The sequence below is a fragment of the Rossellomorea aquimaris TF-12 genome, assembly GCF_001648555.1.
GTDB lineage: Bacteria > Bacillota > Bacilli > Bacillales > Bacillaceae_B > Rossellomorea > Rossellomorea aquimaris.
Window position 1 is genome coordinate 124,139 of sequence record NZ_LQXM01000022.1, and the last position, 26,433, is coordinate 150,571.

Genomic DNA, 26,433 nt, shown 5'->3' on the forward strand with positions numbered 1-26,433 from the left:
ATGAACAATTATTATAGAGTTGAAGATATCTATCTCATTTCAAGTTGCACTGAACTGAAAGGGATAAAAATTGACCATGTACCCTTTAATATCTTCAAAGACCCAATCAGAATTACTGTCGCATATATTCGTTGGTCAACTGCAGGACAAACCGATAAACATACTTTAAGTATTCAACAGAATGCTATCATATTAAAAGCTCGCTCATTAGGCTACAAAGTAATCGTTTTCTTTGTGGAAAAGCAAACATCTGCCTATCATGTAGAAGCTTCTAAGAGGAAAGAAATGAAGGCTTTAAAAAAGTTTGTTATTAGTAATTCTAACATAGAAAGTATTATTTTCTGGAAAGATAGTCGGGTTTCTAGGCTGATTTTTGATTTTCCTCTGGATATCTTGGCTCCGATAAAAAATGAACATCCGAACATAAAAGTTTATTCAACTGACATGGATGGAGAATGGGATGAAAAGAATCCACTCGTTCAATTACAACTAACCATGAGTAATCAGGAATCAGAAAAGAAATCTAATGAATCCAGACAATACCAAGAATCGAAACTTGAAAATCATGAAAGACCAGAAGGAAGACCTCCATACGGATATGATTTTAAAGATGGTAGAATGGTAAGGAATAAGTACAGTTCTGTTGTAAGGTTTATTTTTTATCTTTATAGTTTTGGGTATAGGGAAAAGAAAATTTGCGACATTCTTAACAAGACAGAAATTCCTACTCCTGATGAATATCTTGACCAAAAGAACAATAAGGATGATGTTAAATCATATAAATGGAATGAAAAGTCTATTGCTTATATTTTACAAAATGCCTGGTATGTTGGTGACTTTTTATTCTTTTCACGCATGAGTAGAGATAATAGTAAGAAGAAACCCCGTGAAGAAATAGAATTATTTAAAGTAGAATATGAAGCAATTATTCCCCTGTACTTGTGGGAAATCGTCACTTATTTGAGAAAAATAAAAGGTGATAAACGTAACAAAAGGAAATTATCTACTGATTTTATTTTGGAGGGTCTATTAAAATGCAAGAGCTGTGATAGTCCGTTGAAAACTAGAAACTCTACTCCATCCAATTCAAAAAGGGATTATAAGTATTATTTTTGTCCAAATTGTAAGAAAAAGTTAGACATCAAGGTAATCCATGCAGAAGTCCTTACTGACTTTAAAAAGAAATGGTCTCGCTCAATTCAGCAACACTCAAAAGAATCTTTGAAATTCTCAAAAAGTTGGATTAAAAAGCTGAAGATAAAAAAAGAAGAGATTAAGCAACAGATCCAAATAATTAAATATAACGAGAATATGCTTCATCAAATAGAGAGCGAATTTGAGAAAAAATTGAAACAAACCTATAAGTTACAGGTTCGAAACAAAAATAACCAGATATCAGAGATTCAGTTATTAATTGATCGAATAGAAAAGACTTTGACTCAAAACACTGATGAGTTGATAGAACGTTTTGTGCAGAATTTCGAGTCGTATTCGAACGAAGAATTGACTTCCACATTATTACTTTCTATTCAAGAAATCTTAGCAGACTTTGAGCAAGAAACTCCCGAGCTCTATATAGATTACCGATTAACCCCTTATGTTGAACTTGAGAACCAGTCGAATTATTACAATTCAATATAGTACATTAAAAGCTATTGTTCTTAGGAATGATAGCTTTTTATTTTCCCGCATATTTGGGGTGTGATTACAATACCGAAATAATTTTTAAGTAACTACCTATAACACCGAAGCTTTACTTTAATTATGTTTTAGAGAAAATATTGGTTTTTGCAAATCCCTTGATATCAAGGCTTTTCTTGGTTTTTTCTTAGGTATTATAAGTATCTAGCGATCGCTAGATGACTTTAACACCTAATGGGATATTACCTTTATAACCATAATACCTAATGTTTATACATTCTTCCTGTTAAATTTAAATTTTGTTTATAAAAAGTGGTTTACATGTTAGTTCCTTATATCAAACTCTTGCAAAACTCGCCAATCTTTATGTCATTAATGACAAGATCTGTAAAGCAATCAAAATTTGTTTTTTCTTTACTGATAATTACTAATTTTGCACCTTTATCTTTTACGATTAAGAAAATGATTTGGGGATATTACATTAAAGGATGAGATCAAAACAATAATAGCTCTTCCTTTCTTAGATTAGTCTAAAACAAAACGAAAAGATATTTCTGGCAACATTTCACTGAAAAATACATTGGGGCCGTGTCTTATTTTTAGGGCCAGATTGGGGAGTAATTATTCTATTGAACAGTAGACCTATACTGCGCAATAAATAACAATCGCTTTCTAAAATATCGGAAGTATAAAAAATGAAGTTTTTACAAAATTAATTTACAATTGGTTATAAGACGTCTATAGAAGAAGTGCTTTTTCTTATAAAAGGGGAATGTAAATGATACCGAATGATCATGCAGTGTTACTCTTTAAGTTTGGATCGCTAAAATGGATGGAAAAAATCAGAAAAGGAAGTATGAGCTTTTCTTGCCCTGGTAAATACATTGAGATAGCAAAGAAAACAGGAAATGATGAACAAGGTGATGTAAATGAAGGTGTTTTTGCTAGGTTAAGAAAAGGTGACAAGAAAATAAAAGAAATGCAAACAAAATTAAAAGATGATTTAGAGATAATTGATGATGGAGAATATGTAAAGTTAAGAAGGTGGTCCTCTTACTACATCCCAACATTTTGTTTTTATTCTTATCGAATAGCCGATATGTTAGATAATAGTATTACTGAAACCGGCTTTCAAACCATACATCATTATTTTGACGATAAAATGTATAACGAATTTGGTCCCAGAAGTGTTAGAAATGTTTTAAGTACAGATAACTCCCCTGCATATTTAATATTACAGGTCAAGCCGTTCATAGATAATCTCATGAAGAATCTGGCTTTAAATGCGATTGGTGCTGAAATCAGAAACATTAACTATAGTGAATTTCAGAAGGAAGAGTTTTTCATTTATCCAACCGAACGAAGGGATGAGCTGTTTTACAAGTTTCCGAAATATGCATATCAAAAAGAAGCAAGAGTCTGCCTTGTAAGAAGGCCATTAACAAATATACACGAAAGATTAAATATTAATATTAATCCTATGAATGAAAAAGATGCCTTTATCACAAATAATGAGTTTTATTTTGGTGTTACAGCAGATGTTCAAGAAGAATGAATTTATTTTATCTTTGGTAAAAGGATAAATTTTGCAGACCAATAGACAGGTCTATTTAATTCGCAGTATAACGATACTTTGTATAAAAAAGGCGGTCACTTTTTTAGTGTGATTGTCTTTTCGTATTAGACTGTATACTGCGCAGTAAGGGGTGGAATAATTTAGGCTAAATTAAAACCAATTTCTGTTATTTCATGATATTATTTTAGTGTGAAGATTTCTGATGTTTTGAATGTTTTCTCTTAATCTACCGGGTGAGTTTAATTGAAGATTTAAGTCATCAATCTTAATAGTTATAGACTCAAAAACCACAAGATAGAAGGAGGATAAAACTAAAAATTTAATGATATTTATTTTAAATTAAATTTAAAGTTGGACGGTGAATTTAATTATGAAAAGATTAGATATTGATGAATGGGATGATATTTTTTGTAATATGGAACACAAGGAAGGTTATTCTCATTGGGATTGGATTAAAGTTGTATGGGTAGATAATTCAAATAAATGGTGTATATGTTATGGCGATGAAATACTTGAAAATGGATTTAAAACAGAAATGCAAGCACTTGACAGATGTGAATATTTGGAAAGTATATTATAACTTATAAGACTCTGAATAAAATAAGGTTTTTATACCCTTCTTTAACTAAGCCCCCTTATTTTGAAAAAGCGCCCTTGTTTTAATTGGATTTCTTGTTGAGTAGTACAAATATACTAAAATGGAAAAGAATCCTTATAGGCGGTCACTTTAAAGTGATCGTTTTTCATACTTGACTATTATCGCGTTAGCTTGGACAGAAAAGGCTTACTGCTCCTTCCGTAATTAATATCCTTTTTTAAAGAAATAACATAACCCTTGGACCTATTGCAATATGTCCTATACCTGTATACCAAGTGGATTTTTGTATTGGAATGATTGCTAATTTTTATCTTATCAGTTGAAACAGGTCTATCGAGAAAGTAAAAATATTATGTTCATAATTTAAACCTAACATCAACCTTTAAAATTTAACTTATTGCCAATGTTTCTATATCTAATGTTTAATTCTAAATCTTTCTTAGGAAGTCTATTGTTAAATAAAAACATAGATGGCATTCCTGAATAAGGAGGCTTTTCTTTAAATGTGAAGCCCTGTTTTTCCCAAAAGCGTCCTGCACGTTCACTTTCAGCCTTTAATATAATCTTTTCGAATTTGGTTTTTCTGAGTGTTTCTAAAAATAGTTGTATTATTTTTGTACCTATACCTTCACCTTTGGGATAAATTAAGAAGTCATGTATGTCTACTATTGGGCAGTCAATGTCAAAACCACTTGCAGAATATTTAAAATTATGATTATGATCATGAAGGCTAAACCAAAGATGGCTGCCTCCAAAGTTACAATATACCATCCAATATTCTTCGTATTTTATAATGTTAAGTTCGGATTCTTGACTTACCTCTTCACTAATTGCGGCTCTGAATTCTTCAAAAATAGACTCTTTTGTATTTTTTAATACTGTAGTTAACTTTGGTTGCCAAATGTCCCAGTAATACATTTTTGACAATCCCCTTTCATCATACGTTTTTAACATTATATTTTTATAAAATTCCGCTTATTCTTCATATGATTTTTAAAAAAAACAGTTTGGTGTACTAAAACAACAAAATGAGGTTGATTGTTAAAAGTGAGGTTGTAGAATAGAGTTGAAAAAAGGAATAAAACTATGCAGGAGTAAGCTATTGACGATCCACGAGGATGTAAGGAAGGAAAACATGGGCCATTAGTATCAATGTTGGATACAGTACTATAAGAAAGGAAATTTAATCTTCCACAATTATGTGCTATTCTAAAAAAACTAATAAATTAATCATTGAATGCTGAACAGTACAACCATACTGTTCAATGAATGTCTTCTTTTGGTGTGAATTTATAAAAAGAATCTATCCTTATTTAGCTTGTGATGCAGGTTTCTTAAAATAAGCAAAAGTATAAACAAATACAAAAACCTTCCGATTCAGGAAGGTTTTTGTAATATTCAGTTATTATAAAAATAGAGTGTGGAAATTAAAGATTCTTCATAATTTTTATTGAATGAACAACTGTGTTACATGTGTTTCTATATTTTAGTGAAACCTTATTTATATGTGAATGGAGAAAAAAAGAAAATCATTTTAGAAAATATTTTTGAAGCATAAGAAAAGCATTCATCGTTGTTTTCAAACACTGGTAAATTGTATCTAATTGCGTTTTTCTTCAAAATAATGTTTGAATGAATTTTTTCTTTTAAAATAGGGATATCCTTTGTTATTTCTTCAAAGGTTTCAATTGCATTTTTCTCGAATACTATCTCTATAAACCCTCTATACTTATTATCACTTAATGAGAATTTATATTTGATATCTTCTTTCCCTGCTCCAATAGAAACAATTCTATTTATTATGTTCGAATTAGACTTAGATCTATGAAAATTTAAGAAGAAAGGTATGGTTTTTCTAAGATATGAAATAAATTGTCTGTTTTTCTTTTCATAACCTTCGTTACTATATAAATCAATTTTATTCATGAGGTGAAATACTTCTAATTTTTTTACAGGCATATCTACAATATGCTTAAAGACCAACTTATTATGAGGATGTACATCGCTGATACTATTTAGATTTGAATAAATATCTAATATATACAAGTTGTTTAGTTTTTTAACAGTTTCAATTACTTCTGGATTTAGTTCCAATGCATAGAAACATATATTCTTTCTATTACTATGAAGAGTTTCCTTTATAATTCTAAGATGTTTTTCTTGGAATTTAAGGGATTGCCATATAATAATACCTTCTTCAATATTATCTATAATATTGAGAATTCCTTCTAAATGGGTATTATCACTCTTGGTGAGTTGGTTTTCAAAATATACTTCTACACCTTTACTATAGTCAATTGCTAAAAGGTCAATGTATCTTCCAAATCTTTTAACTTCTAACTCAATATTCGTTAGTTTACTTTCAATAATATCTTCAAGCAAATGCTTATTATTTAAACTATACGTAAAGGTTAATATAAATTCTTTTATTGAGCCATTGATACTCATTTCCAACCACTATGTGTATTTACTTTCTTAACAAACTCTTTAACTTGCTCAAATGGATATCCATATGCATTTACAAGTAAAATTAGTTTTTTGATACTTGGGTTATCTCTGTTTCCTCTTTCGAGTCGATTAACATAAGAATGGTCGATTCCTGTTAAACCCTCTATAGCTTTCAATGACATTCCATTACTTTTCCTCTCCTCTTTTAGAAACTTCGCAAATTTTTCATTATCAAAGTATTCTTTCATAATTAATACTCCTCCTGTTTTTTTTATGAATTAGTAAGCTGTGGAGCTTGTTTATATTATGTTGTAGTAGAATTATTAAATTAGTGGTAAATAATTCCTTTTTGGTGCAACTACTTAGTTTGTGTAATTTAAAAAACTTTATGTAAAAAATTTTTTACCAAATCATAATTTCATATTGCTATTGAAAATTCTTATTCAGGATTATTAATAAACACCTACGGAATTAACTATAAATTGGAAAAATTTTAGAGTAGTTATCACTGATAACCATCTATAAGTTAATATGCAAAATATATTCCAATTTAACTTAATCCCTGATTTGGGAAAGCCTTGTTGAAATAAATCTTGACCGGCTGGAATATAGCCGTTATACATACTTAGATATACAAAGTAAAATATATCTAAGAGATGACTAATGGATCTAGCTAGAGATTAGATAGTAAAACATTATTAAAGGAGATAATATATTAGGTATTCACTTCATGAACAAGAAACTACTATCAATATTATCGAGGAGATGGGCGAGTTCATGATGTAATCTTGTGCGCCGCTATATTTAGAACAAATGATAGATGTAGTTAATTAATGGTTATCCAAGTGCGGCTAAGCATACAGAAAGTAACTATAAAATTATCAAATGGAACAAAGTTATTTTTACTTCAAAAAATAACATAATTAACGTTATATGAATTAGAGCGGAAGTTTTGTTAACTTTTGCTCTTTTTAATTTAAAGACAATATTACTATGTTCTAATTCTATTAATGGGCTAATATGGGAGTAATGTAATGTTAAATAAGATTTTTATTACCCTTGAAAACTAAATTTAGAACTCCCCTTACATTATTGAAAATAATGGAGAGAATGTAATGAAACAATCAGAAATAAACAAACAATATTACAAGAAAAAATGCATAATCTACAACATGAACAAGCAAAGGCAATGCTAATTTTATAATTGCCCTCTCTTCCATACCTGGACATGGGGAAAAAACAAAAATATTACATCTATTTCTGAAATTAGACAAAAGAAAAATAGCGAACTGCTTGATTTTTAAGCTTAACTAGATAGATGTTCATTTTTCACTTTTCTAGTTTTACTTTTTGATTATCTGCTTTTTTGTTGGAAATAAGATATTAAATGGTGTTGATAAAAGAAAGATTAGTTATTATCATGAAGATTTGAATTCGAGATAAAATCATAAAAAACACATACAATTGAGTATAAAAATATTCAATAAAAGCTGTACATAAATTGTATTTTTAAACAACTTTACAGCACTACACATGTTAAAATATGGGTAGGGAGTGTGGTTATGAAAAATATAATTGATGTGGCTGAATTGAAACAGAAAATCTTATATGGGAGTAGTGCTTTTTTAACTGGTAATGGATTTAGTATTAATTTTGATAAAGATTTCTTTAATATCTACGGTAATCTTTATTCTGCTCATAGAAAAGTCTTGAAAGAATCCCAATATAAGGTTTTATCAAATAAAGCTTTTAAAAAAAGATTTAAGGATAATTATAAATTTGTATTAAATCATGTAGTAAACTTCAAAGAAGAGGACTTAATGAACATATTTGAAGAAGGTTCTCAATTTGCTATTTCTATTATAGATAACGAGGAATTAATCGCATTTTTAAAAGAAAACAAAGTGATTTCTGAATTAAGCTTTGGAGTAGGGCATTTGGAACCACTATATCAAATATGTAAAACCTATAATGAGAATGGTATTAAGTCGGTAAATGTTGAACATTGGACAATATTGATTTATTTTTATGTTGCTATAAAAAGATTGAAACCAAAGTGCTATATCATGCCAAGTAATAATTTATTCTTAACCTTATTAAGGCAAGGTGATAGAAGCCCTATAAGACTATTTTCTGAAAGTGAATCTCTACATACACATCTCCATAATGATGTTATTTCAAATGGCTTTACAACTTATTTTAGAATGCTATTCTCAATAGCAATATTATCAAATGGTAAATCGGTAAACCTCTTAGAATTAGAAAACAAATCTAAATTGAACGTTACTAATATATGTGCATTTCTTAACAATTTTGATGTGTTAATATCACTCAACTATGATCGAATTTTAGAAGAAGTGTCAGGCGGAAGAAAAGTTGAACATATGCATGGAGAGTTCGTGGTTGATAAAGAGGAATATGTGTACAATCAAAGTTTAGGAGTTAGAATTGGTGACACTTATATAAGCTTTTCAGATATTCTCATTGGAGATTACTTTGTTTTTAAATCGTTTCTTCCAAATGTGAATAATTTCAGTTCTAAGAAGAACCGATTTAATAAACAGACCTCACATTTTTCTCAAAAAATGAACAATATAATTCATAGGCATTCAATAGATACAGTATTGATATTTGGTATGAATATAGAAAATGACTTTCACGTTTTAAGGAACTTAATGCTTGAATTTCATTCTTTAGGTGTAAATACCCCTCAAATAATTTACAGTTATTTTAATGAAGTTGAGAAACGAGAATTTATTGAAACCTATGATAAAGTCATTACATTTAGAGAAGACGTAAACAAATATTGCAGAGAAAATATTAAGCTTAGTTTCATAAAAACTCAAGATATCCTAGAAGCTCATTTCAAATCAGATTCAGAATCAGAATGAAATGACAGCAACAATGTTCTACAGTCGAATATATTTTAGTGATATTAATAAGAAAACAATTTTTCATGTTAAGGGCACACTTCAGGAAGAAGGGTGTCTTTCTTTCTGCCTTGTTCCAGATTGTGAAGTAAATCCCAAAGAAGTCAAGATAAGTGAAAATCCTTACTAACCATAATATGGAATTGTGGTATGATAGTACTAGTTATTATTTTTTGGGGGGATTTTTATGTTGAAAATTCATTTTTTAAATGTTGGACACGGTGACTGTACATTAATAGAATTTCCAAGTGGTAGGACAACCTTGATTGACATAAACAACTCTAGAGTAGTTGACGAAAAAACAAAGGAAGAACTATTATCAACTTCTGGTACATATAGCCTATATGAGTCAATAGGCTATCAAGGAATAGAGCTATTGGAAAAAAGTGTTACTGATTTTGTGGCTCCTGTAGACCCTATAGATTATATAAACGATAATTTAGCGGATTCAGATAACATTTTTAGGTTTATTTTGACCCATCCTGACATGGACCATATGAGCGGTTTATACAGATTAAAAGATGAGAAAAAAAGCATTATGAATTTCTGGGATACAGATAATAAGAAAGATGTAAAAGAAAGTGAAGTTTCGAGTAGGTTTGATTATAGAGACTGGGAAACTTATCAAGAGTTAAGGAAAACAACGGAAAATCCGAAAGTTCTGAAAGTTTTAAAGGGTGAGCAAAGAGACTTTTTTAATGAAGATAGCATAAAGATACTTTCTCCATCTGAAGATATCATTAAGAGGGCGAACGAAAAAGGAAAATGGAACTTACTCTCTTATATTCTATTGATAGAATATGCAGGGCATAAAATAGTTCTAGGTGGAGATGCTGACACAGAGATATGGGATGAATTAGCAGAATCAGATGATGATCTTCTTAATAATGTATCTATCCTAAAGGCTCCACATCATGGTAGAGGTTCAGGTTATAGCCAAAAAGCAGTGAGTATTATGAACCCTGATTGGACAATTTGTTCAGTTGGAAAAAAACCTGCACAGGACTCATCTAATAAATATAGACATTATACTAATAAAAAAGTGCTCTCTACAAGGTTTAGAGGGAATATAGTAGCTGAAATATCAAGTAGTGGTGATCTGAAAATGTACTGTGAGGATAATTATAGTGAAGACGATGAACTTTATCCGTTATAGTAAACGTACTCTCTTTAATTAATAATCTATACATCTTGCATACGGCTATTCGTGGAGGTCAAAAATGGGGAATTTGAAAAATTATAATGCAACTCTTTTCTCTTTTGTGATTTTAAATTTATTATTAGTAGGATTGGATAGTTATTTAGCTTTAAGTATGGAGAAGTTGAATGCTGAAACGCTAATTAAATTGCTCCCTGTGTCTTCAATCGTTATATTATCTACAATCATTTTAAATGGATTTTTATCAAGCAATTTTAAATATATGTTAGTATTTATGAGGATGAATAACCCTCTTCCTGCATCTCGATTACAAGAGACATTAAGAAATGACCACAGAGTTTCAATTGATCAGGTTTCAGAAAAATTTGGTCCGATACCTAATGAACCAAAACAACAGAATATATATTGGTACCAAAAATTATACAAACCTAACCAGGATTCAGAAAAAGTGCGTGATATCCATAAAAAGTTTTTAATGACTAGAGATATGACTGCAATCTGTTTTATGATTTTGATCTTTTCTATACTAAATACATTATTGCTGACTGGTACTTGGTTACACATCTTTATTATTTTAGGTGAGTATTTAATTATAAGATTAGTGGCTACTAATTATGGGAAACGTTTTGTGGCCACTGTTGTAGCAGAGTCTATTTAATAAATTTCCAATTATTGTTTACCTATGGAATCAAAATTAATTCTACCCTATGCTGCACAATCGGGCGCGATCATGCAAAAAGAAAAGGATTGTATTTTAAAAATGGTTTGAACTTAACTTATTAAACATTTATATATGTACATTTTCTTAAAAATCAACTCTACTTTCTAACATAGCCAAATAAATTTACACCTCTTATGATTATTAGGATGTTTTGAGCAAAATCGAATAATAACAAAAAGGTGAAAAATGAGCGTTCTTAAAAAGTTGAATGTCGGTGATGGTGTCGAGGTAACAGGAACCGGAAATGATATTTATGTGGGGACAATGGTTGAAATTGATATTGATGCCAAGGGTTTTTGGTTGTCGCATTATACATAATTGAAAGGTATGGAGGAATGGGCTTTCAAAAAAACTACCTGCTTTTATGAGGTTGATATTGCTAGATTAATATCACATTATATAGTGTGAATAATTAAAAAGAAAATGGTTTGGTAAGTTGTATGGAAATTGTTAAGATGAAATAGACCATAACAAGTTCAGAACATAAGACTACACATCAAAATATTTTAGAAAGACGGGTTAGGATTTTTCGTAAATCCAAATCCGTCTTTTTTAAATACTATATATATTTTTATCAACTGTTTTTGATAAGAATAAATATAGTATTTATTTATCAACGTTTTAGTGATTTTTATCAATGAATTTTTTAGTATAATCAGATATCTATTTCTGTATGATTACTTGGAATGTGAGGTTCAAAAATACGATCATTCCAGATCCTAATAACATTAACTTCTGTTAGGTACTGTAATGACTTCATTATTCTTGAAGGATTATACATATGAGTATCTGAAATATATCTTGTTTCTGCAATGCTTCCTCCCTTGATTTCACCATTCAACAGCAAGACTTCCTGACTCTGGCTGTCTAAAAGATTAAGATAATTATCATATAAGTCTGGTCTTTTCTCTAACAAAAGTTCAGTGACATTATTAAAGAAGTATTTATCTACAGTCGATAGGGCAAAATAAGGAGTTATGGTTCCGTCTTCTGGATTCACATAAATGTGATTTAAGAAATCGATATCAACAATACAACCGTGTATTGTTCCAGTGCCTCCAATTTTTTTAATATAATCAGAGATAGATTTTAGTGTTCCATTGTATCCTTTTAATAACTCTCTGATGACATTTGAATAATACAGCATTCTCTCAAAGTAATAGTTGAGAGAATGGTGTTCTAATTTAATGATTTTACCGCCATTTAACAGATGTTTTTTACCTGTGTTCGGATTTTCGTGTATAAAACAGTATACATTTAATTAATTCGCTCTTTAATAGCTTCCCGAGGTAGTGGTCAACAATAACATGACTTAATTATCATTATGTATAGCTAAAAAAACGCTAAGGCTTAATTAAGTAATTGTTAATGCTTCTAAGAGATATTTTTAAAATAAGCCAAAATATCATAGACAAATCCAAAAACCTTCCGGTTAAGGAAGGTTTTTATTATATTCAGTTATTGAAAAAATTAAGTGTCGAAAGTAAAGGTTCTTCATACTCTTTATTGAAATGATGATTGTGTTACTTGTCATTTCTGTCTTACTTTTCATTACCATTCCAAATGTAACCGATCAAAGCAATACAATAAACTCTAAAGGATGTGAGGCGTTTATCCACATGGTAGAAGGGCAAATTGAAGCATATAAAATGGATAAAAATGCTGCTCCTGATAGTATTGCTACTTTAGCCACTGAGGGTTATTTGAACGAAAGCTACCAATCGTGTCCGGATGGAAGCTCATTAACGATTGACACAGAAGGTAAGGTGGTGAAGAACTGATTAAGGATTATACTCAAGGAGGCTATACCCTTATTGAGATGCTCATTGTCCTCATGGTGATTACTACTCTTCTTTCCTGGGTGATTTTTTCTATTGTCCCGTTGCAGGTGCAAACGGATAAACACTTATTTATTACACAACTACAAGCGGATTTGTATAAAATTCAAAGTCATAGTATTCATCATGAAGTAGCAGTAATCTTAACCTTTTATCCAGTTTCTAATAAATATGTGGCACGAAGCTTAACCGGAGAAATTGTTGTTTCAAGAAATGTTTCTTCTGCCATTCAATTTGACCAAGCGGGGACAATAAAAGAGATTGTCTTCCTTGCATCCGGTAATACAAATCGATTTGGAAGTGTTCATTTTAGGACGGAGGATGTCTTGATTAAATTGACGTTTCAAATAGGTCAGGGGAGGTTTTATGTACAAGAATTCTAAAGGCTTTTCACTTCCGGAAACCTTATTAGCATTTAGTTGTTTTACTGTAATGGCAGGGGTTTTTCTACCATTTCTTATTCGATATTCTATCCAACTTCAAGTGCTGCTTTACGAAGTGAGCGCTCTACAATATCTTGAAGAAGGCTTGGAGAAAGCGCTTGTGACTCATGAATTCACTTCTCAAATTCGTTATTTCAAAGGAGTTAGGTATGAACTGGAATGGAAAGAAGGGAATGAGGTATGTGTTCAATATGAAAGAGAACCTCAAGGTGCAAAAGAAATCTGCGTGTCTAAAAGAAAACCATAAAGGGTACACCCTTTTAGAAGTACTTCTCTCGTTTATGGTATTTAGTATGATTTCTTTTTGCATTCCCTTTTTTATGAAAGGCTTTGACACTATAAAAAATGAAATGGTTCCACCTTACTATTACGAATGGACATTATTTACACAAAGTTTAAAAAGGGAGTTATGGAATGGGAAAGATATTGTTATTGAGCCAAATAAAATATCTTTTACTATTAACGATGAGCAAATTACTTATGAGAAATATCAACAGTCTATTCGAAGAAGGGTGAATGATAGTGGCCATGAAGTGGTTCTTCAATCAGTTAAATACTTTTCACTCTCTCCTCTTCCCCAAGGGATGCATATTGAATTGGAATTCATTAATGGAGAAAAAGTGGAAAAAGAATTTTTTTATTATTATTATCAAACAGCAGAAGAACCCCTTTAATAATAAAGGATTTATTTTACCGTATACTTTAATGTTACTTATGGTAGTGATAGTGTTCTCCATTGCGACTAAAGAGATTTTTGTAAGTAAATATCATTATTTAACGAATATAATGAGTCTCTCGGAAAGAAAGATAAGCGTCTTACAGGGCGTATTGATGCAAATGGAAGAAAACTCCATATCTTCGCAGCAATACGAAGGGAGCTTTGGTGAAATCACCATGAATACCCAAGTGGTAAATGATAAGGAAATCAAAATTGAAGTTCTCTTTAAACAGGAGGATGAGGTTTTTCTTCCTGTCACAGTTGTGTATAATAGTGAAACGAAAAAGATTATAGATTGGAAGTAGATTATGAAACCAATATTCTTCATCGGATTTATGGGTGTCGGTAAAACAACGATTGGAAAACGACTGAGCGAGGTCATTCAGTTACCCGTTATCGATATGGATCAGTATATTGAAGAAAAAGAAAAACAATCCATTAAAGAGATCTTTGATCAAAAAGGAGAAGCATATTTTCGTGACCTTGAGACAAAAGCGTTAAATGAATTGTTGGTGGAAGAAGGGATTATCACAACAGGTGGAGGCGTTATCGAGAGGGAAGAAAATCGGAAACTCCTTGCTGGTAACCCATTAGTGGTTCATTTAACTTGTCCTTTTGATGTACTTTGGGGTCGTTTACATGGGGATGAAAATCGCCCATTAGTGAAAAAAAATTCACAAGAAAATTTGAGAGCGCTATACAATCGTCGTATTCCTTTTTATACAGAATCTAGCATGATTGAAATTGACACAAAAGACAAGACCGTTGAAACAATCGTAGAGGAGATACTTCTACAATTGAACCCATAACATGTTTATTAGCATTATTTTTGGACATACTGAAAAAAGCAAAGGTGGTGCTTTTTTGACAGTAAATGATTATGTTAAATTTATAACACAAACATTTGTCCAGCATTATGATAAATCACCTCATGAACGAAAAACAATGAAGAAGCAAAGGAAAAATGAAAAACCTCCATTTCTTTTTAGGTGGTTCGGTATCGTTCCTTATGCTCTCATGTTCTTTTTAAAAAAAAATAAGAAATAGCTATTAGAGACAAGGCCAAATCCTTTAAGGATTTGGCCTTTATCCTTTATTAATGTGTCTGTTGCAGATAAAAGATTCCACCATTAATAATATCGATTGAAACCTTTGGCTCGTATTGTTCCTTTAGTGCCTGCTGCTCTAAATAATACGATTCAGGCTTTTCCTCTTGATCACCATAGAAATGATTTAATAAGCGTAAATCTTCATCCCATTTTTTTCGTGCTTCGTCTGCCCATTCATAGGTCTCTTGCTTTAGCCCTTCATGTAAATAGCTTTGGATGCGATTAATCCCGCTTTTCGGTTTAATAATTGGTGTTAAGGTAAAAGTGAAATCGGGTATTTTGGGTGTGAGACTTTTCGATAATAAAAAGGAATGAAAATCCTCTTGTATTCCACCATTAATTAAATTTAATCCAATGCTCCGAATGCTGTCTTTTTTTCGGTTACATTGATAGGAAAGTTTAATATTAAGACCTAACCAAGGCTGAAGGGGAACCCCTTGCCCATTGGTAAAGGGCTGATTCTCATATAACCGTATATATCCTGCTAAGGTTCTCGTTGAATGAAAGATTTGGTGTAATCGAGGAGATCCAAAGTGAATCAGTTCTCCTTTGAAATCATCAGGAGCATTTTCTTGATTCGTCACCAATGATAATGTCATGGGATTAGGGGTGCCACCGGTTTTCTCAAGATAATGCCAATAAAACGGCCGGTTCATCAGTTCTTTGTCTAAATCAACCGTAAGCTGGACGGTCATATATCCATTCCCATTTGCTACAAGGTCACAACCATTAGCCACAAAGTACCGTTCAAGAAATCGATGTATTTCGTGCTGCTGCATTTGCTCTTTCCTCCTTTAATTCTTCTGCAAATTGAATCATGCTCGTAAGGTTTTCCATTTTAATTTTCATTTCGCCCTCGGATTTGGACTTGGAGAGGATGTCTGTCATATGCTCTTCGAAATCAGAGAATTCAAGGCGGGTTAAAATGTCATCCAATTGGCCAATCACTCTTTCAAAAAGATTTATTTTTTCATATAAAAGTTTTAATATATGCTCTTCAACTGTATCTCTTGTGGCGAAATTATATATATGCACATCCTCTGTTTGCCCTAAACGATGTACCCGTCCAATTCGTTGCTCAAGCCTCATCGGATTCCAGGGAAGATCGAAATTAATGACATGGTGACAGAATTGAAGGTTGATACCTTCTCCACCTGCTTCTGTGGCAATTAGAACTTGGGCATGCTTTTGAAAGAGCTCACGCATCCAATCTTTCTTTCCTCGTTTAAAACCACCTCTAAAGGGAACAGAGCTGATTCCATGCTGTTTTAAAAACCATTGTAAATACAGCTGAGTGGCTCTGTATTCCGTAAAGATAATCACCTTATCATTGATGGATTGAACCAGTTCCAATGCTTTCTGAGCTTTAGAATTCATTTTGACATTTTCTACTTTTTTCATGAGAGTACCAATGGTGTTTTCAAATGCTACTGTTGGCGCTTCCTTTTTTTCTAGCATGTTTTTCAGAGTATAGAATACAGCTTCACGACTACTACATGCCTCTCGTTGAAGAGTGAGCAAGGAGAAGGAGCTGGAAGATACCCACTCGTCATAGCTTCCTTTTAAAAGCTCTATGCTATTATATAAATCTCTTTCAGCCTCATTAAAATCAATCAATATGGTTTTTACATGGCGTTTGGTCCATTCAATGCCTGTATCACTTCTTCTATTTCTAATCATCACTTTATTGATCAGGTTTTTTAAATGTTCGTCTTCTTGAAGACTACGGTCCCCTTTTTTATAGCGATCTGTAAATCCTGATTCATTACCAAGATGTCCTGGTTTTAAAAGGGAGACAAGGTGGAAAATTTCTTCTACTCGATTTTGAATAGGAGTTGCCGTTAAAAGTAGACAAAACTTTTTCTTCAAGTTTTGAACAAACTCATAGTTTTTTGTTTTATGGTTTTTGAGTTTGTGAGCTTCATCAATGATGACTAAATCATAATCCTGTTCATATACCTTTTCCCGGTGAGGACTTCGTTTTGCTGTATCCATAGAGGACACAACAATATCACATTGCTCCCACACATAACTTTTTCTCTGAGGTACAGCCGGAATGAAAAACTTACTGTTTAATTCATATGCCCATTGAGAGACAAGGGAGGCTGGTACCAAAATCAGGACTTTTTTTACTAACCCTCTAATCATGTATTCTTTTAATATAAGTCCAGCTTCAATTGTTTTTCCTAGTCCCACTTCATCTGCAAGTATAGCTTTTCCGTTCATTGTCTCCACTACCTGTTTAGCGGCTTCGAGTTGATGAGGTAAGGGAGTCACATTAGCCAAATGTTTTGGCGCTTGTAGACCTTCAAAGTTCGGAATTGCAAGGTGTTGCTCAAATTCAATGGCAAGCTTGTACAGCTCCCAGTTCCCCCATGGACCGTCGTTATGTATTAACGAATCGAGACCTTCGCCCCATTGGTTGTCAAATAAAACATCAACATTCATGTGAAAAACATCTCCTTTATTCATACAAAAATGATTGCTCAAAATGAATAATTAATGGTAGGATAAAAATAGATTTACTAATGTTTAAAAAATTTAAAAATCCGAACATTCACATCTGCAACATTACTTCTGTATATTCTAGTATGACCAAATGTTACAAGGAATATTGGCGAATGATAGCAAGGGGAGAGACTGTAGATACAGCGCCGAAGGAGCAAGCATCATAAGTGTGAATCTCTCAGGCAAAAAGACTCTTGTTGGACGCAACTCTGGAGAGAGTTTCCTATTATGGAAACCACCAAAGGGGAAAGCCGGTTTTTCGGTAAACTTTCAGGTGCAAGGACAGAGAAACTTCTTTTATAAAAAGGGGTTTTTCTGTCCTTTTTCGTATGTTTAGAAGGATGTAGTGTGATGAAGATAAAGGGGGAAAAGTCATGTCAGAGCTAAAACAAACACCACTATACGAAGTGTACAAAGAGTATGGAGGAAAGACCATCGACTTCGGTGGCTGGGCTTTACCAGTTCAATTCTCAAGCATTAAAGAAGAACATGAAGCGGTTAGAACTCGGGCTGGACTATTTGATGTTTCTCATATGGGAGAAATAGAAGTAAAGGGTGAAGGGGCCCTCGATTATTTGCAAAAAATGCTTACGAATGATGTTTCTAAAGTGAAAGACGGTGGAGCACAGTACACCGCCATGTGTTATGAGAACGGTGGAACCGTCGATGATTTATTAGTTTATAAAATAAAAGATCACGACTACTTATTAGTTGTGAATGCATCAAATATTGATAAAGATTTTGATTGGTTAAAGCAACACGTGACTGAGGATGTAGAAGTGAATAATATTTCAGAGCATATGGCTCAACTTGCATTACAAGGTCCCCTTGCAGAACAAATCCTGCAAAAACTATCTGAAGGTCATGTCTTAAGCGATATAGGCTTCTTTAAATTCCAAACTGAAGTGAAAATAGATGGAAAGCATGCACTTGTTTCACGAACAGGCTATACAGGAGAAGATGGATTTGAAATATACTGTGACGCAAAGGATGCTGCTCACATGTGGAAAGCAATCCTTGAGGCTGGAAAAGAAGAAGGAATTCTTCCGTGTGGACTTGGAGCGAGAGATACCTTACGCTTCGAAGCTAACTTAGCTCTTTATGGCCAAGAATTATCTTCAACGATATCTCCTATTGAAGCTGGAATAGGTTTTGCAGTTAAAGTGAATAAAGAGGTTCCATTTATTGGTCAAGATGCACTAAAGAAGCAAAGGGAAGAAGGGGCATTAAGAAAGCTGGTTGGAATTGAAATGATTGACCGTGGAATTCCACGTCATGGATATAAAGTATTTTCTGGAGACGAAGAAATTGGAGAAGTGACAACGGGTACACAATCTCCAACCTTAAAGAAAAATGTGGGATTAGCCCTTATAAACAAAGAATTTACTTCTTTGGATACTGAGGTTTTCGTTGAAATAAGAGGAAAAAAAGTAAAAGCAACAGTAGTTCAGACACCTTTTTATAAAAGAGCAAAGAAATAGGGAGGGATGACGGTCATGAAGCATCGTTATTTACCAATGACAGAGCAGGATCAAAGGGAAATGTTAGACAGCATTGGAGTAAGCAGTGTGAATGATCTATTTGAAGATATTCCTGAAAAGGTACGTTTTCAAGGGGATTATAATATCAAGGCAGCTAAATCTGAAACAGGCTTAGTAAAAGAGCTTACGAAATTAGCAGCGAAAAATGCAGACTTAAAAAGTCATTCATCCTTTTTAGGTGCGGGAGTTTATGATCACTACATGCCGATTATTGTTGATCATGTATTATCTCGTTCTGAGTTTTATACAGCCTATACACCCTATCAACCAGAGATTTCACAAGGGGAGCTTCAAGCGATTTTTGAGTTTCAAACGATGATTTGTGAGTTGACAGGCATGGATGTTGCCAATTCATCTATGTATGACGGAGGAACTTCTTTAGCAGAAGCAGCCATGCTAAGTGCAGGTCAAACACGTCGTAAAAAAGTATTGGTTTCAAGCACTGTCCATCCAGAATCAAGGGATGTCTTAAGATCATACGCAAAAGGTCAATATATCGATGTTGTAGAAATTCCACATACGAATGGAGTTACAGACGTTGAGGAATTAAAGAAATTAATGTCAGATGAGATTGCTGCTGTCATCGTACAATATCCAAACTTTTACGGTCGAGTTGAAGAGCTAAAAGCGATTGAAGAAGTCACTCATGCACAAAAAGCAATGTTTGTTGTATCTTCAAATCCATTAGCATTAGGCGCACTAACACCCCCTGGTAAATTAGGAGCAGATATCGTTATCGGGGATGCACAGCCATTTGGTATTCCTAGCGCATTCGGTGGCCCTCACTGTGGTTACTTTGCTGTTAACAAAAAGCTTATGCGTAAGGTTCCAGGTCGTCTTGTTGGTCAAACGGTCGATGAAAATGGAGTGAGAGGGTTTGTTCTAACCCTTCAAGCGCGCGAGCAACATATTCGTCGTGATAAAGCCACGTCAAATATTTGTTCTAACCAAGCACTAAACGCACTCGCTGCATCAGTAGCCATGACAGCTCTTGGAAAAAAGGGAGTTAAGGAAATGGCCTTGCAAAATATTCAGAAGGCTCATTATGCAAAAGAAGCCTTTAAAGCAAAAGGATTTACTATTGCATTTGAAGGACCATCCTTTAATGAATTTGTCGTTAAAGTAAATATGCCGGTTAAAACAATCAATCAAAAGCTCTTAGGAAAAGAAATGATTGGTGGATATGATTTAGGTCTTGTAGATGAGAGCTTGTCACAGCATATGCTAGTTGCTGTTACTGAACTTCGCAGCAAAGAAGAAATCGATGCATTCGTAGCAGAATTGGGGGATTGTCATGAATAAGCAAGATCAACCTCTTATCTTTGAATTGTCAAAAGAAGGCCGTATAGGATACAGCTTACCGGAATTAGATGTACCTCAAGTAGAGCTTTCAGACTTAATTCCATCTGATTATATTCGTACAGAAGAACCAGATTTACCAGAGGTTTCAGAACTTGATATTATGCGTCATTATACAGCATTGTCAAAACGTAACCACGGTGTTGACTCTGGGTTTTATCCATTAGGATCTTGTACGATGAAATACAATCCTAAGGTAAATGAAAACGTAGCTCGTTTAAATGGTTTTGCTCATATCAATCCTCTTCAGGAGCCTGAAAGTGTTCAAGGCGCATTAGAATTAATGTATGATTTGCAAGAACATTTAAAAGAAATAACCGGAATGGATGAAGTTACACTACAACCAGCAGCAGGAGCTCACGGTGAGTGGACTGGGCTGATGATGATCCGTGCCTATCATGAAGCAAATGGTGATACCAAGCGTACGAAAGTCATTGTTCCTGATTCAGCTCACGGAACGAACCCGGCCAGTGCAACAGTTGCAGGATTTGAAACCGTAACGGTTAAATCAAATGAAAATGGTTTAGTGGATTTAGAAGATCTTAAGCGTGTAGTTGGGGATGACACAGCCGCATTAATGCTGACGAATCCGAACACTTTAGGATTATTCGAAGAAAATATCCTTGAAATGGCTTCTATCATACATGAAGCGGGCGGAAAGCTTTATTATGATGGAGCTAATTTAAATGCTGTTCTTTCAAAGGCACGACCAGGCGATATGGGATTTGATGTTGTCCATTTGAATCTTCATAAAACCTTTACAGGTCCTCACGGAGGCGGTGGACCAGGTAGTGGACCAGTAGGTGTTAAGGAAGACTTGATTGCCTACCTTCCAAAACCTATCCTGGTGAAGAATGGTGATCAATTTGAATTTGATTATAATCGTCCTGACTCGATTGGTCGAGTGAAGCCTTACTATGGGAATTTCGGAATCAATGTTCGTGCGTATACTTATATCAGAAGCATGGGCCCTGACGGTTTAAGAGCTGTAACAGAGAATGCCGTATTAAATGCCAATTATATGATGCGCCGATTAGCTCCATACTTTGATCTTCCATATGACCGTCATTGTAAGCATGAGTTTGTTATAAGTGGTAAGCGTCAAAAGAAACTGGGTGTTCGCACGTTAGATATTGCTAAGCGTTTACTTGACTTCGGCTATCATCCACCAACCATCTACTTCCCATTGAACGTAGAGGAATGTATGATGATTGAACCAACGGAAACAGAATCCAAAGAAACGCTAGATTCATTCATTGATGCTATGATTCAAATTGCCAAAGAAGCAGAAGAAACACCTGAAATCGTCCAAGAAGCTCCTCACACCACCATTGTGAAGAGAATGGACGAAACCCTGGCAGCGAGAAAACCAATTCTGCGATACACGAAAGAACCCCAAAACTAATAAGAAAAAAAGAGCCCGCCCCTTTCTAAAGGGGCGGACTTTTTTTAGGGACGGACCTGTGTAGACTCAACTTTAATCTCAATGAAAAAGACCACCCAGCAGGGTGATCTCTTTTCGATTATTTCTTATGCTTAACCTTGCCTGTCCACTTTTTAAATCCACCCTGTAACTGATGAATGTCTCGGTAGCCTTTTCGGTGAAGCATTTGAGCTGCTCTTCCACTACGTAATCCATTCTGGCAATAAAAGTAAACCGGTTGATCTGAACGGATTTCTTTTTGTCTCATTTTAATTTGAGACAGAGGAATATTACGTGCTCCTAGAATATGTCCATTTTCAAATTCATTTGCTTCACGAACATCTATCAATTGAGCCTTTCGATATCCTGCTCGAAATTCTTCTTCAGACAATGTGTTCACAATTCTCTTTTGATAGAAGAACGTGAAAAGGGAATAAGCAATTATTCCACCTACTACGACTAAAAGAAAATATAATCCTTCCATCATTCATGCTCCTTTCTACAAATGCACTATCTTCTATTATATTCATGATTTACTGCAGAATCAAAAGAAATTTATAAATAACTATTAAACAGTTTCCAATCTGTTTTTCTTTGTTTTTTTAATCGTATTTGATAGACTAGTAACGGATTGAATCGACGTATAAACGAGGTATGATACATGAAGAAAGAAACGTGGAGATTTATTGACTCAGGTAATTGCTCACCTTCATACAATATGGCCCTTGATGAGGCTTTACTTGATTGGCATAGTGAAGGGAAAATTCCACCTACTATTCGATTTTATGGCTGGGACCCGGCTACATTATCCATTGGGTATTTCCAAAAGGTAGAAAAAGAAATTAATCTGGAAGCCGTTAAGGAACATAAGCTGGGATTTGTAAGAAGGCCAACTGGAGGAAGAGGTGTCCTTCACGAGCATGAACTAACCTATAGCGTCATTGTTTCTGAGGAACATCCTGAAATGCCAAAAACAGTAACGGAAGCATATCGTGTCATTTCAGAAGGTATATTAAAAGGATTCCAAGGTTTAGGTCTTGAAGCTTATTTTGCTGTCCCTAAGACAGCTGAAGAACGGGAAGGATTAAAGAATCCACGTTCAGCTGTATGCTTCGATGCACCAAGCTGGTACGAATTAGTAGTGGAAGGTAGAAAAGTAGCCGGCAGTGCTCAAACTCGTCAAAAAGGAGTTATTCTACAACATGGTTCCATTCTTTTGGATTTAGATGAAGATAAACTATTTAGTTTGTTTAAATACCCTTCAGAGCGCGTAAAAGAACGTATGCAAAAAGCGTTTAAAAATAAAGCGGTTGCTATGAATGAAATAAGCCATCATCCAGTGACGATGGAGATGGCAAAAGAAGCATTCAAAAATGGTTTTGAAGAAGGGTTGAACATCGAATTGGAACCCTATGTTCTAACAGAAGAAGAAACACAATATGTTGTGGATTTAGCAAAGAGTCGATACGAATCAGAAGAATGGAATTTTAAAAGGTAAAAAAATATTTGTAGAAAAAAAGCGACCTTTGTCGCTTTTTTCCTATTTTACCAACTATTACACTCAATGAAATTATATCAACCTTTAAATTCATAGATATCAATCATATTTTAGATTGTTTGCTTTTGTATCCTCCTTTTTTCTATGTATATTAGCTTTTTAGTGGTTTGACAAACAAAAGACCTATTGACCTAAAACACAATATATGGTGTGTCGAATAATATTTTGTACACAATATGTTGTGTTTTAATATTGCTTTTCTACTTTCCCTATGATAACGTAATATTTGATAATACACATCAAAGTGAAAACATATATAGAAACATTTACGATTGAAGGAGTTGTCTTTATGGCTGTTGCATTGAAAAAACCAATGAAATTAAACAAAGAAAGATTAAACCAGGATATTGGATTATTCCCCCAAGTACATCCCATTACCCCAGATATGATCACTACACACAAAGGTGTATCCCGTCTAGTAATGATTGATCGTTATTCTTTTAAAGACACTGAAAAGATTACTCTTTCACAAGGGGACTTTGTCGTTTTAACCATTAAAGAAGACCCAAAATTCCCTGCTCGAGGTTTAGGTTACATCACCAATATTGATTGGGAGAATAAAAAAGCAGATGTTTGGATTGAAGAAGAATACAGAAGTGCAATTGATAATCCGAATGAGACTGATCTTGGTATTGTTACTAGGACATTGGATGTCATTGAAAAACCTCTTGAAATTTACTATGAACAAATTGCAAAACGGAATGCAACAGGCTTAGCCGAGGTTGAGGAAACACCGGAAAAGAGAAAAGAATGGTTTGAAAAATTTTATCATGAATTAGTCCATTTAAACTTTGTTCCTGCCGGTCGTGTTTTATATGGAGCAGGAGCAGGAACGGATGTAACCTATTTTAATTGTTACGTAATGCCTTTTGTTCAGGACTCTCGTGAAGGGATATCGGAACACCGTAAACAAGTAATGGAAATTATGAGTAGAGGTGGAGGAGTTGGAACGAACGGATCCACACTTCGACCACGCAACACGTTAGCAAAAGGTGTGAATGGGAAATCTTCAGGGTCCGTTTCCTGGCTAGATGATATTGCAAAACTGACTCACTTGGTTGAGCAGGGCGGATCACGACGTGGAGCCCAAATGATTATGCTTTCAGATTGGCATCCGGATATTGTTGAATTTATTATCTCTAAAATGCAAAACCCACGTATTTTACGCTACTTACTAGAAAATACGAAAGATGAAACCATTAAAAAGGTGGCCCAGGATAAATTAAAATTCACTCCTTTAACTGAGCAGGAAGAAGCTATGTATCAAGGGATATTAAATTATAAGCAAATTCCAGGGTACGGTGGATTTGATGAGAAGATCCTTAAAAATGCAGAAGAAAAATTGCGTACTGGTGGAACCTACAGTGTGCATAACTCAGAGTTTTTAACTGGGGCAAACATTTCTGTCTGCTTAACAAGTGACTTCATGGAAGCTGTTGAAAAGGACGAGAATTACGCTTTACGATTCCCGGATGTTGAAAGCTATGATGGCGAGGAAATGAAATATTACAATGAAGAATGGCATAAAATTGGCGATGTTCGTGAATGGGAAAAGCTAGGATATAAAGTAAGAACTTACAGAAAAATTAAGGCGAAAGAGCTGTGGAATCTTATTAATGTATGTGCAACCTACTCGGCAGAGCCTGGCATTTTCTTTATTGATAACGCCAATGATATGACGAATGCAAAAGCATATGGTCAAAAAGTAGTCGCAACCAATCCATGTGGTGAACAGCCTTTAGCACCTTATTCAGTTTGTAACCTGGCTGCAGTTAATCTAGCTCAGTTTGCTAATAAAGAAACAAAATCAGTTGACTTTGAAAAGCTAAAACAGACTGTAGAAGTTGGAGTTCGTATGCAGGATAATGTTATTGATGCAACGCCATACTTCTTAGAGGAGAACAAAAAGCAGGCTCTGGGAGAACGTCGTGTTGGCCTTGGTGTAATGGGTCTAGCCGATTTACTTATATACTGTGAGAAAGAGTATGGAACTGAAGAAGGAAATAAACTGGTGGATGAAGTTTTTGAAGTGATTGCAACCACAGCTTATAGAGCTTCCGTTCAGCTTTCAAAAGAAAAGGGAAGCTTTCCGTTCTTGACAGGTTCAAATGAAGAAGAGACCAATCGCTTAAGAAAAGCGTTCATTGAAACAGGATACATGAAAAAAATGCCAGAAGATGTTCGTGAAAGCATTTTATCCCATGGAATACGTAACTCCCATCTATTAACTGTTGCTCCAACAGGTTCAACAGGAACGATGGTTGGTGTTTCCACAGGATTAGAACCATACTTCTCTTTTACTTATTACAGAAGTGGCAGATTAGGTAAATTTATTGAGGTGAAAGCTGATATTGTGGAAGAGTATTTAAGCAGAAACCCTGATGCGGACCCGAATGATCTTCCAGAATGGTTTATTTCATCCATGAGTCTGGCACCACAAGCACATGCAGATGTTCAATGTGTTATCCAAAATTGGATTGATAGTTCTATCTCCAAAACGGTTAATGCTCCTAGAGGATACACGGTAGAACAAGTCGAAAAAGTATATGAGCGTTTATATAAAGGAGGAGCAAAAGGAGGAACGGTTTATGTTGATGGAAGCCGTGATTCACAAGTCCTTACTTTAAAAGCAGAAGAAAACAGCTTTGATGATGACCAAGAACATGTTGAAGCCCCGAGAGAAGCTAAGCCTATTGTTTTAGTAGACACGATTCAGGATGTTCGTTCTACAGATGTAACAATTGGTTCAGAAGTAGGAAACACTTGTCCTGTTTGTCGAAAAGGAACAGTGAAAGACATGGGTGGTTGTAATACATGTACGAATTGTGGCGCACAACTTAAATGTGGTTTGTAATAACACGTA

At 33.9% G+C, this 26,433-nt stretch carries 25 protein-coding genes and 2 riboswitches; of the genes, 18 read left to right on the forward strand and 7 right to left on the reverse strand.

The annotated features are described in order from the left end of the window. From IQI_RS04800 to IQI_RS04810, 3 genes are all read left to right on the forward strand, one after another. Complete coding sequence (locus IQI_RS04800; protein WP_064091544.1) at window positions 1–1,641, forward strand: recombinase family protein; 1,641 nt, start codon at window positions 1–3, stop codon at window positions 1,639–1,641. Window positions 1,642–2,419: 778 nt separating this feature from the next. Next, a complete protein-coding gene (locus tag IQI_RS04805; RefSeq protein ID WP_064091545.1) occupies window positions 2,420–3,196 on the forward strand; it encodes a hypothetical protein in 777 nt (258 codons plus the stop codon). 391 nt (window positions 3,197–3,587) lie between these two features. Further along, on the forward strand, window positions 3,588–3,797 hold the full coding sequence (locus IQI_RS04810) for a hypothetical protein (protein ID WP_064091546.1): 210 nt from the start codon (window positions 3,588–3,590) through the stop codon (window positions 3,795–3,797). A gap of 393 nt (window positions 3,798–4,190) precedes the next feature. Here the strand turns inward: IQI_RS04810 and IQI_RS04815 are convergent, their stop codons facing one another. From IQI_RS04815 to IQI_RS04825, 3 genes are all read right to left on the reverse strand, one after another. Next, a complete protein-coding gene (locus IQI_RS04815) occupies window positions 4,191–4,733 on the reverse strand; it encodes a GNAT family N-acetyltransferase (RefSeq protein WP_064091547.1) in 543 nt (180 codons plus the stop codon). A gap of 579 nt (window positions 4,734–5,312) precedes the next feature. Then, the gene (locus tag IQI_RS04820; protein ID WP_064091548.1) at window positions 5,313–6,263 is read right to left on the reverse strand and encodes a hypothetical protein; all 951 of its coding nucleotides are present in this window, start codon (window positions 6,261–6,263) and stop codon (window positions 5,313–5,315) included. Beyond that, a complete protein-coding gene (locus IQI_RS04825; protein WP_064091549.1) occupies window positions 6,260–6,511 on the reverse strand; it encodes a helix-turn-helix domain-containing protein in 252 nt (83 codons plus the stop codon). Before IQI_RS04825 ends, IQI_RS04820 begins: the two co-directional genes overlap by 4 nt. Window positions 6,512–7,825: 1,314 nt before the next feature. Here IQI_RS04825 and IQI_RS04830 point away from each other — a divergent pair. The 3 genes from IQI_RS04830 (at window position 7,826) to IQI_RS04840 (ending at window position 11,010) form a co-directional block, all read left to right on the forward strand. Beyond that, window positions 7,826–9,154, forward strand: coding sequence for a hypothetical protein (locus IQI_RS04830; protein WP_064091550.1), 1,329 nt, complete (start codon window positions 7,826–7,828; stop codon window positions 9,152–9,154). Window positions 9,155–9,380: 226 nt separating this feature from the next. After that, complete coding sequence (locus IQI_RS04835) at window positions 9,381–10,349, forward strand: ComEC/Rec2 family competence protein (protein ID WP_064091551.1); 969 nt, start codon at window positions 9,381–9,383, stop codon at window positions 10,347–10,349. A gap of 64 nt (window positions 10,350–10,413) precedes the next feature. Further along, a complete protein-coding gene (locus tag IQI_RS04840) occupies window positions 10,414–11,010 on the forward strand; it encodes a hypothetical protein (protein WP_064091552.1) in 597 nt (198 codons plus the stop codon). A gap of 718 nt (window positions 11,011–11,728) precedes the next feature. Here the strand turns inward: IQI_RS04840 and IQI_RS04845 are convergent. Further along, a complete protein-coding gene (locus IQI_RS04845) occupies window positions 11,729–12,220 on the reverse strand; it encodes a hypothetical protein (protein ID WP_064091553.1) in 492 nt (163 codons plus the stop codon). Between the two features lie 364 nt (window positions 12,221–12,584). Here IQI_RS04845 and comGC point away from each other — a divergent pair, with 364 nt between their 5' ends. The 7 genes from comGC to IQI_RS04880 all read left to right on the forward strand — a co-directional run bounded on the left by comGC (window position 12,585) and on the right by IQI_RS04880 (window position 15,119). Continuing rightward, a complete protein-coding gene (gene comGC / locus IQI_RS04850; protein WP_064091554.1) occupies window positions 12,585–12,854 on the forward strand; it encodes a competence type IV pilus major pilin ComGC in 270 nt (89 codons plus the stop codon). Further along, complete coding sequence (comGD, locus tag IQI_RS04855) at window positions 12,854–13,294, forward strand: competence type IV pilus minor pilin ComGD (RefSeq protein WP_268874476.1); 441 nt, start codon at window positions 12,854–12,856, stop codon at window positions 13,292–13,294. The genes comGC and comGD overlap by 1 nt, the downstream gene beginning before the upstream one ends. Further along, window positions 13,278–13,601, forward strand: a complete 324-nt coding sequence (locus IQI_RS20805) for a hypothetical protein (protein WP_064091556.1) — start codon at window positions 13,278–13,280, stop codon at window positions 13,599–13,601. The genes comGD and IQI_RS20805 overlap by 17 nt, the downstream gene beginning before the upstream one ends. Beyond that, window positions 13,564–14,028: a competence type IV pilus minor pilin ComGF gene (gene comGF / locus IQI_RS04865; protein WP_064091557.1), complete on the forward strand. Its 465-nt coding sequence runs from the start codon at window positions 13,564–13,566 to the stop codon at window positions 14,026–14,028. Before IQI_RS20805 ends, comGF begins: the two co-directional genes overlap by 38 nt. 157 nt (window positions 14,029–14,185) lie before the next feature. Next, the gene (locus IQI_RS20530) at window positions 14,186–14,377 is read left to right on the forward strand and encodes a hypothetical protein (protein ID WP_156509841.1); all 192 of its coding nucleotides are present in this window, start codon (window positions 14,186–14,188) and stop codon (window positions 14,375–14,377) included. Window positions 14,378–14,380: 3 nt separating this feature from the next. Next, entirely contained in the window at window positions 14,381–14,881 is a 501-nt protein-coding gene (locus IQI_RS04875) for a shikimate kinase (RefSeq protein ID WP_064091559.1), read from the forward strand. 1 nt (window position 14,882) lies between these two features. Further along, window positions 14,883–15,119 (forward strand): YqzE family protein, encoded by a 237-nt coding sequence (locus tag IQI_RS04880; RefSeq protein WP_082892585.1) that lies wholly within the window; start codon window positions 14,883–14,885, stop codon window positions 15,117–15,119. A 49-nt stretch (window positions 15,120–15,168) separates the two neighbouring features. Here IQI_RS04880 and IQI_RS04885 read toward each other — a convergent pair whose 3' ends face one another. Both IQI_RS04885 and IQI_RS04890 read right to left on the reverse strand, forming a co-directional pair. Then, a complete protein-coding gene (locus IQI_RS04885) occupies window positions 15,169–15,960 on the reverse strand; it encodes a YqhG family protein (protein WP_064091560.1) in 792 nt (263 codons plus the stop codon). Then, on the reverse strand, window positions 15,929–17,629 hold the full coding sequence (locus tag IQI_RS04890) for a DEAD/DEAH box helicase (protein WP_064091561.1): 1,701 nt from the start codon (window positions 17,627–17,629) through the stop codon (window positions 15,929–15,931). Before IQI_RS04890 ends, IQI_RS04885 begins: the two co-directional genes overlap by 32 nt. A gap of 173 nt (window positions 17,630–17,802) precedes the next feature. Next, a riboswitch (glycine riboswitch) is annotated at window positions 17,803–17,893 on the forward strand. A 3-nt stretch (window positions 17,894–17,896) separates the two neighbouring features. Further along, window positions 17,897–17,977, forward strand: a riboswitch (glycine riboswitch). Between the two features lie 86 nt (window positions 17,978–18,063). On the opposite strand from IQI_RS04890, the gene gcvT reads away from it, so the two are divergent. From gcvT to gcvPB, 3 genes are read left to right on the forward strand one after another with little or no spacing between them, the layout of a single operon-like run. Further along, a complete protein-coding gene (gene gcvT, locus IQI_RS04895) occupies window positions 18,064–19,170 on the forward strand; it encodes a glycine cleavage system aminomethyltransferase GcvT (RefSeq protein WP_064091562.1) in 1,107 nt (368 codons plus the stop codon). A gap of 15 nt (window positions 19,171–19,185) precedes the next feature. Then, window positions 19,186–20,532, forward strand: a complete 1,347-nt coding sequence (gene gcvPA, locus IQI_RS04900) for an aminomethyl-transferring glycine dehydrogenase subunit GcvPA (protein WP_064091563.1) — start codon at window positions 19,186–19,188, stop codon at window positions 20,530–20,532. Next, on the forward strand, window positions 20,525–21,994 hold the full coding sequence (gene gcvPB, locus IQI_RS04905) for an aminomethyl-transferring glycine dehydrogenase subunit GcvPB (protein WP_064091564.1): 1,470 nt from the start codon (window positions 20,525–20,527) through the stop codon (window positions 21,992–21,994). The genes gcvPA and gcvPB overlap by 8 nt, the downstream gene beginning before the upstream one ends. A gap of 118 nt (window positions 21,995–22,112) precedes the next feature. On the opposite strand, the gene IQI_RS04910 is transcribed toward gcvPB, so the two are convergent. Then, window positions 22,113–22,496: a rhodanese-like domain-containing protein gene (locus IQI_RS04910; protein WP_064091565.1), complete on the reverse strand. Its 384-nt coding sequence runs from the start codon at window positions 22,494–22,496 to the stop codon at window positions 22,113–22,115. Window positions 22,497–22,673: 177 nt separating this feature from the next. On the opposite strand from IQI_RS04910, the gene IQI_RS04915 reads away from it, so the two are divergent. Next, window positions 22,674–23,510 carry a lipoate--protein ligase family protein gene (locus IQI_RS04915; RefSeq protein ID WP_064091566.1) on the forward strand — a complete coding sequence of 279 codons (837 nt, stop codon included), beginning with the start codon at window positions 22,674–22,676 and terminating at the stop codon, window positions 23,508–23,510. Window positions 23,511–23,859: 349 nt separating this feature from the next. Continuing rightward, window positions 23,860–26,424 (forward strand): vitamin B12-dependent ribonucleotide reductase, encoded by a 2,565-nt coding sequence (locus IQI_RS04920; protein WP_064091567.1) that lies wholly within the window; start codon window positions 23,860–23,862, stop codon window positions 26,422–26,424. The last annotated feature ends 9 nt before the right edge of the window (window positions 26,425–26,433 follow it).

Excerpts from the sequence above, each read along its gene's own strand:
- comGC (WP_064091554.1), top strand. The coding sequence starts at position 12,585 with ATGATGATTGTGTTACTTGTCATTTCTGTCTTACTTTTCATTACCATT.
- gcvPA (WP_064091563.1), top strand. The coding sequence starts at position 19,186 with ATGAAGCATCGTTATTTACCAATGACAGAGCAGGATCAAAGGGAAATG.
- IQI_RS20805 (WP_064091556.1), top strand. The coding sequence starts at position 13,278 with ATGTACAAGAATTCTAAAGGCTTTTCACTTCCGGAAACCTTATTAGCA.
- IQI_RS04885 (WP_064091560.1), bottom strand. The coding sequence starts at position 15,960 with ATGCAGCAGCACGAAATACATCGATTTCTTGAACGGTACTTTGTGGCT.
- gcvPB (WP_064091564.1), top strand. The coding sequence starts at position 20,525 with ATGAATAAGCAAGATCAACCTCTTATCTTTGAATTGTCAAAAGAAGGC.
- IQI_RS04830 (WP_064091550.1), top strand. The coding sequence starts at position 7,826 with ATGAAAAATATAATTGATGTGGCTGAATTGAAACAGAAAATCTTATAT.
- IQI_RS04805 (WP_064091545.1), top strand. The coding sequence starts at position 2,420 with ATGATACCGAATGATCATGCAGTGTTACTCTTTAAGTTTGGATCGCTA.
- IQI_RS04835 (WP_064091551.1), top strand. The coding sequence starts at position 9,381 with ATGTTGAAAATTCATTTTTTAAATGTTGGACACGGTGACTGTACATTA.
- IQI_RS04910 (WP_064091565.1), bottom strand. The coding sequence starts at position 22,496 with ATGGAAGGATTATATTTTCTTTTAGTCGTAGTAGGTGGAATAATTGCT.
- IQI_RS04810 (WP_064091546.1), top strand. The coding sequence starts at position 3,588 with ATGAAAAGATTAGATATTGATGAATGGGATGATATTTTTTGTAATATG.
- IQI_RS04845 (WP_064091553.1), bottom strand. The coding sequence starts at position 12,220 with ATGCTGTATTATTCAAATGTCATCAGAGAGTTATTAAAAGGATACAAT.
- IQI_RS04800 (WP_064091544.1), top strand. The coding sequence starts at position 1 with ATGAACAATTATTATAGAGTTGAAGATATCTATCTCATTTCAAGTTGC.
- IQI_RS04890 (WP_064091561.1), bottom strand. The coding sequence starts at position 17,629 with ATGAATGTTGATGTTTTATTTGACAACCAATGGGGCGAAGGTCTCGAT.
- IQI_RS04825 (WP_064091549.1), bottom strand. The coding sequence starts at position 6,511 with ATGAAAGAATACTTTGATAATGAAAAATTTGCGAAGTTTCTAAAAGAG.
- IQI_RS04915 (WP_064091566.1), top strand. The coding sequence starts at position 22,674 with ATGAAGAAAGAAACGTGGAGATTTATTGACTCAGGTAATTGCTCACCT.
- IQI_RS04840 (WP_064091552.1), top strand. The coding sequence starts at position 10,414 with ATGGGGAATTTGAAAAATTATAATGCAACTCTTTTCTCTTTTGTGATT.
- IQI_RS04820 (WP_064091548.1), bottom strand. The coding sequence starts at position 6,263 with ATGAGTATCAATGGCTCAATAAAAGAATTTATATTAACCTTTACGTAT.
- gcvT (WP_064091562.1), top strand. The coding sequence starts at position 18,064 with ATGTCAGAGCTAAAACAAACACCACTATACGAAGTGTACAAAGAGTAT.
- IQI_RS04875 (WP_064091559.1), top strand. The coding sequence starts at position 14,381 with ATGAAACCAATATTCTTCATCGGATTTATGGGTGTCGGTAAAACAACG.
- IQI_RS20530 (WP_156509841.1), top strand. The coding sequence starts at position 14,186 with ATGCAAATGGAAGAAAACTCCATATCTTCGCAGCAATACGAAGGGAGC.
- IQI_RS04815 (WP_064091547.1), bottom strand. The coding sequence starts at position 4,733 with ATGTATTACTGGGACATTTGGCAACCAAAGTTAACTACAGTATTAAAA.
- IQI_RS04920 (WP_064091567.1), top strand. The coding sequence starts at position 23,860 with ATGGCTGTTGCATTGAAAAAACCAATGAAATTAAACAAAGAAAGATTA.
- IQI_RS04880 (WP_082892585.1), top strand. The coding sequence starts at position 14,883 with ATGTTTATTAGCATTATTTTTGGACATACTGAAAAAAGCAAAGGTGGT.